Raw genomic sequence first — 13,062 nt, 5'->3', positions numbered from 1 at the left:
TAAAATGTCATTCATATCACATTGTTATAACGATAGGAAGGAGAGCCTTTTGACTCTCCTTCACCTTGTTTCGATATTACTTGATTACGAACTTCCTCGTTATCCGATCATTGCCATTGATGGCAGTGATGATATAAGATCCTTTGGAAAAACTCATCAAACGGCTCTCATTCAAATCGGTCACCTCAAAAGCATCCAATACCGTACCGTTGAATCCTACGATATAGCAACGATAGCCTTCCAGATTATTCAAATGCAGATAGCCGGCGTAATAATAGATACGGGCCTCACCCGCACCTATCGTCTCATTGCTGACCGTCCCGGAAGAGGTAGAGAACGGTTCACTATAGAATGTGCCTACCACCTCTTTCTTTCCGTCTTTCTCTTTAACAGCCGTAATTTTCACGATATAATCAGAATCTTCATCCAAATCCCGCAAGGATATAGCGATCTTATCCGGAGTACCTAAACGCAGATCGCTTCGCAAGCTGGTGAGGATATTCCCGTCCGCATCCATCGTGTAAACACCAAACAATACGGGAACCTCATTCACATATTTGTATACGGAGACCTCATAGAAGGTAGCCTCTGGCACTTTCGGGAAGGTCAGCGTAGCCGTGGAATCAGCGGCCTCAACCACAGGTTTATCCAAGTCTGGGTCGGTTACCGTAACCTCGCAAGTGGCCGTATAACCACCGTCATCCGTTGTTACGGTTATCGTAACGACACCGGCAATTCCGGCGGTAACCGTACCATCGTCGGCTACAGAAGCAACAGTAATATCCGAGCTACTCCATGACACGGATTTATTTTCCGCATTTGAAGGAGTGACAATCGCAGCTAAAACAGCCGTCTCGCCCTTATCTAAAGACAAAGAAGAAGCATTTAAAGAAACCCCTGTAACTGAAGAGGAAGGAGCCTCCGTAACCGGAACTACCGTGACATCACAATAGGCAGGAATATCTCCGTAATTCGTATATACCCAAATGCGAGTAGAACCTCCTGAAATAGCGGTCACTACACCGTCCACAACGGTAGCGATCTCCTTATTATCACTTTTCCAATAAACTGTTTGATCCACTTCTTCCGGATTCTCTACGGTTGGTTTTACTTTAACTGTCGGAGTTAACGTTATCGTACGACCTAGTTCTATCGTAGCTTGATTCTTATTCAACGTTACAGTATCTATATCACATACGACATGGACTAAACAAGAATCGACAAACTTGCCATTTTCCATATTCGCATAGACCCAAGTAGAGCCCGCCTTTTCTCCACGAATACGTCCATCATAATAAATATATAATATATCTTCATCAGCGGCCGTTATATCGGGCATTGTCTGAGATGCGTCATCAGGCGCATAAATCCATTCTAAGCGACCAGACTTCGAGATATCGATTGTCATCTCATGCTGTTTTAATTCAAAAGATTCCACATGGATTGAATCAACGATTATTACGCAAGTATCGGTTATTCCTCCGTATTTTGAAGTAACGACGACATTTGATTTACCCGGACGAACGAAAGAAACCTTGCCATCGCTAGACACGCGCACGGGGCTCATACTGGTAGACTTCCATGTCAGTTCTTGGAATGTAGCATCCCCCGGATTAATAGTTGCGGTCAATTGAGCGAAAGTGTTCGGTTTCTGGCAAATCGTATCTTTATCCAATTGGATGCTCGTTACAGGAATCTCAACCGCAACTTTACAAGTCGCTTTTACATCCGCACCACTTAACGGAGACACCGTAATGATTGCCTCACCATATTTTTTTGCGGTCAATACACCATTCTTATCAACCGTAACAACATCCGGCGTATCAGAAACATACTTCATTGGTACGGCACCTATCGAATCTGGTGTTGTCGTTATCGTCAATTGCTGCGTGTTACCCGGTTTCATAGAAACAAATGTCAAATCCAATTTAACCGCATCCGGCCATTGTACACAATTCACTTTACATTCCGCAGTTTTCGATCCATCCTCCGTAGTCACCGTAATGGTAGCTTCACCTGCTTTAATAGCCGTAATTAAGCCTTTCTCTGAAACCGTGACAATATCCTCATTCGAAGATTTCCAACTAACAACCGTATTTGTAGGCTTAGCAGGTATAAACGTAGGTTTCAATGTATAAGTATGTTGCTTTCCATTCGAATTCGTATTTAGGGATATTGATTCCGGTAAACTCACGGATTGAATATTGGCTAGAACCTTGATAACACAGCTATCCATTTTGGATGAATCTGCACTCATAACCTTAATAACAGCTAGTCCATCCGCAAAAGCCGTAACCAATCCCTTATTATTCACATGAGCGACCTTTGTGTTCGAGGAGTTCCAAAGCAATTCAGGTAGAACCGCTCCTTCAGGATGTAATTTAACTTTTAACTGGAGTGTACCATCACGCTGTACACGGGTCGTATCACTCTCGACATCTAAAGTCAAACTTTGGACTGAAAGAGAAACATTTACAAGACAAGTGTCCTTCTCATTACCTGCTGACACGATAATTTTGGCAGAACCTTGAGCAACAGCGGTTATTTCTCCATTTACCACACTCGCCACATTGCTGTTCGAAGAAGTCCATACGGCAGAAACACCTTCGGGAACAGTCACCTTTAATGTGGATTTTTCACCCACATTCTGAGATAACTCATGCTTATCTAAATAAACTGCTTTTCCTTTCACCGTCACTTTCAAATCCTTTGTGACAATTTTTCCATTCGAATCGAAATTAACGGAGACGGTAGCTTCTCCTGTTTGATCCGGCTTCAATGTTAGAGTCAGATTATCACCTAAGATAGATGCAGATAACAGACTCTCATTCGATACTGATTTAACGGATTTATAGATAGCTTCAGCTATATTGTCTTTATCCGTAGCCATATCTTTTAAAGATACAGTTATAGGCGCATCATTAATACCAGCCTCTATCGAAGTAAAATCTTTAACAACCGGAGCCTCATTATCAGGGAAGATATGCATGGCAGGGAACCAATAGCTGGGTTCTAGCGGATAACACCCTAATTGACGGCCAGTTTTAGCATCTACAACATATTGCCAATAGTTTATAGAGCCAAAATTCTCAAAAGCGGAAATATACAATTTGTCATCTGGACTTACACGTAAACCGGCACCCACATACAATACGCGTCCCTTCTCCGGAATGGTATAAAATGGTTTATCCATAGAAGAAGGATTACCGATCTCATAACGATAAATCTCATTACCACTGCTAAAACCACCTCCCTTTGTCCAATAAATAGCATTTTCTTGCGTACTTGCACAAAGAACACCCGCAGTCCAAGCATACCATGAATCCGGAATAGTCAAGCCATCGGGTAATGATAGATAAGTTTCTTCCAAAGTCTCCGGATCAATACATAACAGGCGTGATCCAGCACCTACCCAAACACTGCCATCCTTACTTTGTGTCAAAGTGCTGAAACTTCCTTCTATCAATTTGATAATCTCATGTTTTAGAGGATCTATCACTAAAACGCCTTTGCTTTGCTGAACTGCAAACACATATGTTTTTGTTCGGACCATCATTCCTACTTGACCATTATAAAGTCCCCCGGAATTTGAGGCACCTTTCAATTGATCTCCAACCGTCAAGTTCTTTATATCAAACAAAAAAATACCGTTTGAAGCGCCAATATAGCCAACAGAGTCATTCACGCCTAAAAAAGCACGCCCATCGCCTCCGCCTATATCCGTAAATTGAGCTTTCACTTTCATTGTCTTGGCATCCACCACATTCAGGCGACCTCCTTCAATACTGGCTCCACCATCCTTTGGCTGTTTAGAAGTAATAAACATATTATCTCCAAAAATAGTACCAAACTGAGATGTACAACCTAATTCTTTACCAGGGTTTGCTGTCTGGAAAATCCTATAAGCAAAATCACCAGAAGAAGTCATAAAATTAATAGTACTGTTGTTATGACCAAACCAGTCCTCGTTCAAAATAAAAACTCCCTGTGTATAATCTACGTTTTCACTTGAACGTAGTAGCGTGACTCGGCTTTGCGAAGCCGGAAGTTCAGGCAATTGCAGTTTCTGCTTCTCTATCGGATTCAGCCCCCGCAAACCGATTTGCCCCACAGCCGAAAAGGCCGATAGTAAGCAAACCATACTTAAGTAAAGTGTTCTTTTCATGCAAATGAATTTAATTATTAATTAATACGGAATTTAAAGACCTTTCGGTCTCCATCCTTTTCTCCTGTCAACAGATAATTCCCGGAGGGAAGCGATATAGGATAAAGTTCGTGGGGAACTCGAGCTATAAAGGTTCTCAATATTTTTCCTTCCATTGTCATTAAATAAAAATGATATCCATCCAAATGCTCCAAAGACAATGTCCCATTTTGATAAATTACCCGACTACCACTTACGGATAAATATTCATTACTTACTGGATTCGATATTGTTTCTACTGTATAGGTATCTATTATATCCAATCCATTCAGCACCTGTATCTCTATCGTATAAACACCGTCTATGTCTAAATTTTTCAATGGAACCAAAATTTCCCCAGAAGAGCCTTGTAAGCTCACCGCTCTTAATTCTGTGATTATATTACCTTCGGCATCGATTACATAAGTAGCGATTCTTTTATGACCACTATCCTCATTTCTATAAACACGAACTTCATAAGAGGTGGCTTCCTCTACTTTCGGGAAAGTTAAAACAGCATCAGGACCATTGAAATCTATTTCCGGAATAACAACTTCCGTTATCGTTACCTCGCAAACAGCGGTATATCCGCCATCTACCGATTGGGCTGTTATTTTCACCACACCGGGCTTGGCACCAGTTACGACCCCATCTTCTACCGTTGCTATGCCTGTATCGGAACTACTCCAAGTAACCTGCTTATTATCAGCGTTTACAGGAGAGATGCTAGCTACAAGGGTTGCGTTTGCTCCTGCTTGTAAACGCAAAGAAGACTTATTGAGAGAAATGGATGTTACGTGTATCACTGGGATCTCGGGTTCATCCCCTCCACCTCCAGAGGGTATTGTCGCAGCGACAAAGACATCCCCGGGCTGAGTTCCTTCTGATGTATTCATATTTCCATTCCAGCTCCACGCATCCCAACAACCATCCGTCAATACACGGCTTGTAGCACCTAAACCAGAATAGCTAAAATTAGAGGTTTGGCTACTTCTCACAAAATAACTCCAATAGCCATAATACCAACCGGCTTGCCAATGAATGCCATTGCTACAACTCCAATAGTCATAGTCATAAGATGGATATCCATATCTTTCCGCATTTATCGGGTGATAAATAACTCCTGTTTGAACCCCTTGCCGAATGGCGGCCGCAACATCCTCTGCCGGATGCTCTGGATGAGAAGTTTGCCCCAACAGCGGATTTGTGATAGGAGGTTCAAATTTAAACGCATTTTTAGGCTCAGACTTCGCTCCCTCTAGATCATAAGAAATATTAAGTCTACTTTCACCATACCCGATTCCATCGATCGTATATCCCATCCAGCCAGTGTATTGGGTGAGCAATACCAATCGAGGATCTGCTTGAGCAATCGCCACGATCATATCATGTCCGGTTGCCTCGCCATCCCAGCGATATCCCCAAACTATGGCATCCGGGCGATTCCCATCATGCCATTCAATCACTAAAGCGGCTTTATTGCTACCGTTACCAACCCAATATTGGATGTCATCGAAAGTAAAACTGGCATCAGCTCTTAACTGAGACTCCTGCTTTGTTGAGATATTCCTTGCGGAAGGATGCGGTTGACCTTGGACCAATACTTGCGCATAGGCTCCAACTACGTAAAAAGCCATTACAAAGAAAAAAGATAAAAACTTTCTCATAAGCATAATATTAATGTAAAACTCCAAAAAACAAATACACTGAATGATATAAAAAGACATGGCTTTAACAGGTTAACACAAAATAAATTACCCATAGTTCCCCACGAACTATGGCATAACTTACCCTATCAAAATTACCTCTTTAGAGCAATGTCCTCTGTATTCCATATTTGAATCATACGCTAAACCCCGGTAGCGTAAAATCACGGCGGTTATCCGGCATTGGCAGGTCTTCTGACTTACTCCACTTTAGAACTTCCTTCCCGTTCCTTCCGGAAACAGTGGCAATGAGTTGATGTCTAAAGCTTTTTTGGAGCTTACAGCAGCGGGACTGTCCAGGTTTCTCACCTGATTCCCTTTTAATCGCCGTACCTGAATAGGGTAGGCGAACCAATACGATGGCAAATTTATAAAAAAACAATTCAAAATATACACAATTTTATCAAAACCTTTATTCCCTCAACCATCGCTGGCCATTCGTGGGTATTCGCGACCCTCAAAATACATATTTGTAGGTATTGCCGAGACTAATAAGATATCGGATATTTGTCTTCGTTATTAAACTATAAAAACAAATAGAAATGAAGACTATAGGAATATTCTACGGCTCGTCTACAGGAACGACGGAAGGGATCGCGAAACGTATCGCAGAGAAGCTGGGTGTGGAAGACAAAGATATTCATGACGTATCTAACGCTTCTCCCGCTGATGTAGCGCCTTATGAAATCTTGTTATTGGGCTGTTCCACTTGGGGCGCCGGAGATTTGCAAGATGATTGGGATAGTTATCTAGGGAAGCTGAAAAAGCTGGACTTAAGTGAGAAAACCGTCGCATTATTCGGTTGCGGAGACTCAGCCTCTTTTAGCGACACTTTCTGTGACGCCATCGGTACGATCTATTCCGACCTGCGAAATACAGGTTGCAAGTTCATCGGCGCTGTAGATGCCTCGGGATATTCATTTGACAGTTCCACCGCCTGCATAAACGGTATGTTCGTCGGACTTCCTCTGGATGAAATGAATGAAGACGATCAAACAGAAGGGCGGATCGACCAGTGGTTGGCATCTATAAGGAAAGAAGGAATTGAATAGACGCACACTTTTACATACATAACTGTTTAACCTTAATATTACAACGTTTGCGTATTCAACTTGATTGGTTTAGATTTATGAAGAGGTATGTGGGTCAAACATACCTCTTTCTTTTCATCTCAGTTTCCTGAATTGTTTCTTTATCCAAAAATAATAGCCGGTTATCGCGAAGATCGTCCCCAACAAGGAAACTAAGCAAGTCAATATACGGGTAGTCATTCCCCCCCACGAGCCGACGTGTACGGAATAAATCCATCCTCTTATCTTCCCCGATTTTGGGAGATCTTTATATAATTGAACTTCCGTAATCTCACCCGTAGCAGGATCAAAGGAGTAACGGTCGCTTCCTCTTGTATTCCCATAACGGGCCGTAGAAACCGTAGCGGAGCCATCTTGGATCGTGATTGAGTTAAAGTCCGGATAATGGCTTTTCAATGCCGATAACACCTCAGCCCATTGTGTGTAATCCGTCTTTTTCTTCGCGGGTTTCTTCGCGCCGGAAGAAGCTGGAGCATGATGCGCTTGAGGCGGGTTTGCACTAATACCGAAGACACTATAAAAGGCATTTCGATACCAACCAAACGACCATGTTAATCCGGTCAACGCTAAGATAAGCAGGAGCAATGCCGCATAGAATCCCCCGGAGACATGTAAATCATAGAAGAAACGGAACCAACCAGCCTTGGTCTTTACTTTCAACCGGTTTCTCAATACTTTTTTATTACGGGGATACCAAATTACGATTCCACTTATAATAATAATCGCCAAGACCAAAGTCGCATAGCCAACTATTGATTTTCCCCAAGAAAAACTTCCATCCCGTTTATACTCATCAAGTAACCAACGATGAAGATGCATCATTTTCAGGAAAAAACCTTGTCCGTCATCCATCCCGGTCACCTCCCCGGTGTAGGGATCAATAAAACCCGCAGCCTTTTTCCCCGGTAATACCAGTTGATAAGTTCGTCTCGGGTCAGACGATACCCGAATACCGTTTATTCGAACCGAATCGGGTAATTGTTGGCGCGCCGATTCTATCAAGGCGGCAGGCGAGAGAGGTTCCCCTTTTACTTCCTTTACAAAATAACGGGAAGGGTAGCCTAATTCTAATATCTCTGTCTCAAAGACGAGAATCGCCCCGGTCAGGCAGACAATCGCAATAATAATGCCAAAAGGTATCGATAGCCATAAATGTACTTTCGCAAAGAATTTTCTCATTTTCCGAATAATTGTTTAATCCCGTCATATATACCCGGAACCGCTACCGTTCCATGGTTCTCGTCGGGAAATGATTTACTAAAGAAACGCAGGTTCTCCGCTTGTGGCAAAACCTCCGAAAGAAGATAACTCACTTTGTCAAGATGAATGTCCACCCGGTCCGTCCTTTTTTTAGACGCGACACCGATATACAGGCTTTTCCCTTTAAAATTCCGGCCTGCAACCAAAGCCTCCGCCTCCCGGACCAACCGCCCCTGATCCCACCACAAACTAGGGTCGACCGCTAGATAGGTATCAAATAATTCCGTATGACGAAGAAACGTATTCAAGGTGAAAAGCCCCGCATACGAATGACCGATAAGCATATTCCAGCCGTTCGTGCGATAGGCACTATCGATAGCAGGGCGAAGTTCTTCCGTAAGAAACTTACTGAAAGCCTCACTTCCCCCTCCTTGCGGAATCGCATCTATGGAGATTTTACCATCCCGTCCGGCGGCTGAAGCGGTAGGCGTAAAATCACGTGTCCGATCCGTATTTAATACCCCGACAATAATACAGGGAGGTAGATATTTACCTCTACCGGATGCCAACGTTTTCCTTATGCCTACCAGCGAATGAAAGAAAGAATCTCCATCTAGCAGGTAAACAACCGGATAGCGTTGTTTCGTATCCATATTATAATGCTCCGGCAGGTGTATCCAATAACTCCGTTCTTCTTGCAATACGGTAGAGTACAAAGCCAGTTCCTTTCCTATACAAATATCCTCCTGGCTCCGCAGGATTAGCGGGAGCAGGAGGAATATTAAAAGAATGTGAGTCCGACTCATACTTGCTTATTACTCTTGAGCGGCAGTCAATTTACCCACACCACTGATTTGCTCTGCCTCAACGGTAAGACCTTTTGTTGCGGTAGCTGTCTTCGGATCGATACGATACACGGCAGGTTGACTTCCATCGGTAGTCGTAACCGCCATATAAGCGATACCATCCTCCGAGAACGGAGTATTGCCAAATCCGGAAATAACATCCGTGGAAGGCAGCCCCTTCACGTAAGTAAGACTCTTATCCTCTCCTTTATAAATAGCCAACTCTTTCGCGGCGAATCCGGATTCAGTCAACGGACGATCATACATCAACAACAAGAAATAATCTTCCGTGATATGCCAACAACGCAAGAATGCCTTACCACCCGTCTGTGCCTCCAAATTACAATAATAATCAGGATCAAACTCCTCCGCGTTAGCCTTAATACGAACTACACCGGCCGGCAAAGTCGTTTTCTGGACCTCCGCGGTCATCGTCTTGGCATAGCTGGGCGAGAACACATACACATCGCCGTTGTCTGCCGTCCAAATGGTCTGGTAGTATTGAGAACGGTTACGTCCGCAAGCATAACTGATCTTATCCGTCTTTATCAGTTTCGGGTTCTCGAATTTCTCGTTCGCATAAATAGCGACCCAAGCCTCGTTCGGATATTGCGTCCATTGCAATTCCCCTTTTTCGTAAGCGCCACTACCGCTTCCTCCGGATTCTGTCTTTACCAGCTCCGGGTATTTAACATATTTACCTCCCTCCGCTTTCACGCCGTACTTACTCAATCCCATCGGGATAGCCGCGGAATAGATCCGGCCGTTCGCTTGGAGAATACCCGCTAACGTAACGAACTCGCCATTTCCCAAATAATTCTCCGACAAGATCGTATTCGTGTTTGTCGTAAACGTCTCTTTGGCCACATCCAGATAAGAGAGCAAGAAGCCTTTAGGCAGATAACCATTCTCGTCCGCATATTCCTCACCCAGATCACCGGTAGAAGATGTAATGATATAGTCGCCGTAGATACCATAAGAAGTAAATCGCTTGATCTCGTAAGTATTATCACGCTCTTTAATCTTACCTTCCGCATTCAGTACGTATGAAGAAGTAACACCGGCATTTCCCTGGTTGTAAACCAAACGATACAAATATTTATCCTTATAGAAGATCCATTGCGTACCGCTTTCCGTAGTGAGTCCGTTGTTTTTAGCGGAGATAGAGCCATCACCCAGCGTATCGGCTGTCAACAAGTAATTTGCGTCACCGACAGAAGCGGCGACTACATAGCTCGAAACCGCCTCCGAGGTCGATCCTCCGCCATTTCCATTCCCGTTGCCTCCGTTATCCGGGTTTACAGGATCGTCGTCACTACAAGAAGTAAATACTCCCCCAACCAATAACGCGGCGGCAAGACCTGTCATTAAATAATTCTTCTTCATGTTGTTTTAATCTATTATGTTTTGAATTAATTATTGATAAATAAAAGATAGTCACACTTTAAATTAATTACCGAAATAAACCCTCACCTTACCATAGAAAGCCCTGCCAGCCTTCTGCAAGCTGAAGTTATCGTATAATTTCTCGTTCGTGAGATTCCTGCACTCGAAAGAGATATTGTAACGCCCGTTCTGTATACCATAAGAGAGTGTCAGGTTATGCGAGAATTGAGTTGGTACCACAAATTCGGATTCACTGCCTACTGCCTCCGAATACAGCGGGAAACTATGCATATATAAATTATCGTAAGTGACACTTAGCGTATTGCCTTTCTTCCACAAATTACGCCAATAGAAAGTCACATCCGAGTTGGCAAACTGATAAGGAAGATTCGGCATACGTGCGCCATATGTCAAGCTCTCTTGGTTCGTCCCGCTGGTAACCGTCTTCACGTTATCCCTCACATTCATCTGCGTAAAGTTTCCTCCTACGCTTACCCAGTTAGCGAAACCGTAGCGAACCGAGATATTGTAACCCTTGGTCTCTACACGACCATGATTCACATAGGTAGCGCCATATTTACCGCCGCTCAAATCCGATATATTCCGTTGGATATAATCTTTCGTATTTCGGTAGATCAATCCGCCTTCCACATATACGGAATGCTTACCGAATGTCTCGTTGTAGCTTAAATTCAGATTCACGTTATCGCTGTTCTCCGGTTTCAAGGAAATATCGCCGGTCTCAAGGTCCTCATCGCCAAACATCTCCTCATTGGTCGGCAGGCGATAGGCTTTCTCATAGGATAATTTCGCTTGCAAGCTTTTCAAGATAAAGTAAGTTCCCGCAGCCCCATATCCCATCGCGCTTACCGAATTGGTCGTACGTATATAGTCATCTTGAGCCGAGGAAGTAGCGACAGGCCCCGCGATAAACTGGTTGTAATATTTACCGAACACAGACAAGTTCCAATGTTCCGTCGGCATCAAGCGATACGAAAGACCGCTGATATTTTTACGGGTTTCCTTCGGGATAGCGTTCGCTTCCGAGTCCTCGTTCAAAAGAGACTGATTCGAACGCCGGAACGCGTTGATCACGTGATTGAACGTGAACGTATGCGCCTTACCGATACGGTAGTTAGCCGTTAAGGTTCCGTTCCAGTTATTATTATCCGACCGGGTGTTCTGATAAGATTGCTCACCGGGCATCCGGAGCGGACGCATCTCGCCACGCCAATTATATTCATAGGAAGAGGTATCTACATTGTTCGTCATGTTCTTATTATAATTCGCCGTCAATACCACATCCAAGCCCCTAACGAAGAAATCACGCTTGCGATAGTCCAACGACGGCATGATCGAGTATCCCTTCCGATATTTGCCGCCAAACACCACTTCTTGGCGTACGCCCGTCTGTATATCTTTATACATATGTGAATAGGTAAACCCGAACATCAAACGATCCGCCCATTTCTTATCCACGAAACCGATTTTCCCGATAACGGCCTCGTTATGATACGTATCATGAAAACGCTTCACATGCTCGATCTTTTTCTTATTGATCGCTCCGGTCGTAAAGTCCTTCACCGGAGTATCCACATAGTAATTATTATCCGAATAATTCTGGAAAACGTTGATCTCATACGTGAGTCCGCTCCGGAAAGTCTGTCCGAAGTTCACATAAGATTTATGCGTATTGAAAGACCCGTATGAATAAGAAGCATCCAAGAACCATTTGTTCCGGTTCTTCTTGGTGATGATATTGATAACACCTCCGATAGCGTCTGTTCCGAAACCCACCGGTACCACACCCTTATAGACCTCTATACGCTCGGCATAATTCACCGGAATGTTATTCAGTCCGAAAGAACTGCCGACACCTTCTTGCGGAACCCCATCGATAAAGATCTTGATATGCTTGCCGGTAAATCCATCCATCATCAGTTGCATATCCGAGCCGACACCGCCGGACTCCCGGATCTTCATTCCGGGCGCTTGAGCCAAGGCTTCACTCAAGTTCTGGGTTGAATTTTGCAAGGCTTTCGTATCGAGGGCCACGGCATTGAACGCAGAACGCTTGAGCCGGGTCACGCCATTAGAAACGACAACCACCTCATCCAACTCCGTAGCTTGAGGGCTGATTACCACATTCATCTTCGTCCGTTCCCCACGCATCAGTTTCACGGGTTTCTCTACCGTCTTATATCCGATAGCCGATACTACTAATGTATATTCTCCCGCGGGAGCTTGAAGATGATAGATACCTTCCTCATTCGTAGTCCCGCCGTAATTCGTACCTTTTAGATAAACGGTAGCGAAATCCACGGTTGTTTTTTCCGTGGACAGGACTTTACCCGATATCATTGTTTTATGTTGAGAAAAAGCCGAGATGGAAATAAGCAACAGTAAAAAGGAGAGGAAAAGCCCTCTGATTTTCTTCATCATCATTTAATCAATTATGTTATTTAAAACGTTGCAAAGTTACGATCAGAGACTACCGCCCCACAATACCTAAGAATGGGTAAAATCACCCTCAAATCCGCAACTAAGCTCTTCAGCGTCCTTCTTGCGTCTAAACGTCCTCTCATCACTGAATTAGCAGATAAATTGAGGCTGAAATACCCACTTCTGCCCACAATATCCCCTTGCCCCAC

The 13,062-nt window shown here is 43.8% G+C and carries 7 protein-coding genes, 1 pseudogene and 1 riboswitch; of the genes and pseudogenes, 1 reads left to right on the top strand and 7 read right to left on the bottom strand.

Translation table 11 applies throughout. The features are described 5' to 3' along the window. Positions 1 to 76: 76 nt before the first annotated feature. Both NBH16_RS17390 and NBH16_RS17385 read right to left on the bottom strand, forming a co-directional pair. On the bottom strand, positions 77 to 4,165 hold the full coding sequence (locus NBH16_RS17390; RefSeq protein ID WP_250788910.1) for a DUF5074 domain-containing protein: 4,089 nt from the start codon (positions 4,163 to 4,165) through the stop codon (positions 77 to 79). A 17-nt stretch (positions 4,166 to 4,182) separates the two neighbouring features. After that, positions 4,183 to 5,850 (bottom strand): Ig-like domain-containing protein, encoded by a 1,668-nt coding sequence (locus tag NBH16_RS17385; protein ID WP_229040457.1) that lies wholly within the window; start codon positions 5,848 to 5,850, stop codon positions 4,183 to 4,185. 207 nt (positions 5,851 to 6,057) lie between these two features. Continuing rightward, a riboswitch (cobalamin riboswitch) is annotated at positions 6,058 to 6,260 on the bottom strand. A gap of 171 nt (positions 6,261 to 6,431) precedes the next feature. On the opposite strand from NBH16_RS17385, the gene fldA reads away from it, so the two are divergent. After that, positions 6,432 to 6,941, top strand: coding sequence for a flavodoxin FldA (gene fldA / locus NBH16_RS17380; protein ID WP_005859688.1), 510 nt, complete (start codon positions 6,432 to 6,434; stop codon positions 6,939 to 6,941). A 114-nt stretch (positions 6,942 to 7,055) separates the two neighbouring features. On the opposite strand, the gene NBH16_RS17375 is transcribed toward fldA, so the two are convergent. The 5 genes and pseudogenes from NBH16_RS17375 to NBH16_RS17355 all read right to left on the bottom strand — a co-directional run. Next, positions 7,056 to 8,159, bottom strand: coding sequence for a PepSY-associated TM helix domain-containing protein (locus NBH16_RS17375; RefSeq protein ID WP_250788909.1), 1,104 nt, complete (start codon positions 8,157 to 8,159; stop codon positions 7,056 to 7,058). After that, positions 8,156 to 8,986 carry an alpha/beta hydrolase gene (locus tag NBH16_RS17370; protein WP_122145070.1) on the bottom strand — a complete coding sequence of 277 codons (831 nt, stop codon included), beginning with the start codon at positions 8,984 to 8,986 and terminating at the stop codon, positions 8,156 to 8,158. Before NBH16_RS17370 ends, NBH16_RS17375 begins: the two co-directional genes overlap by 4 nt. Before the next feature lie 9 nt (positions 8,987 to 8,995). Then, complete coding sequence (locus NBH16_RS17365) at positions 8,996 to 10,411, bottom strand: DUF4374 domain-containing protein (RefSeq protein WP_044545610.1); 1,416 nt, start codon at positions 10,409 to 10,411, stop codon at positions 8,996 to 8,998. Between the two features lie 63 nt (positions 10,412 to 10,474). Further along, positions 10,475 to 12,856, bottom strand: coding sequence for a TonB-dependent receptor (locus NBH16_RS17360; RefSeq protein WP_083434092.1), 2,382 nt, complete (start codon positions 12,854 to 12,856; stop codon positions 10,475 to 10,477). A 17-nt stretch (positions 12,857 to 12,873) separates the two neighbouring features. After that, positions 12,874 to 13,062 (bottom strand): annotated as a pseudogene (locus NBH16_RS17355) (hypothetical protein); the annotation flags it as partial.

This window comes from Parabacteroides sp. Y3-G-102 (assembly GCF_023656845.1).
GTDB classification, from domain to species: domain Bacteria; phylum Bacteroidota; class Bacteroidia; order Bacteroidales; family Tannerellaceae; genus Parabacteroides; species Parabacteroides distasonis.
Note: the sequence above shows the minus strand (reverse complement) of the source record. Positions and strands in the feature narration are given on the sequence as shown.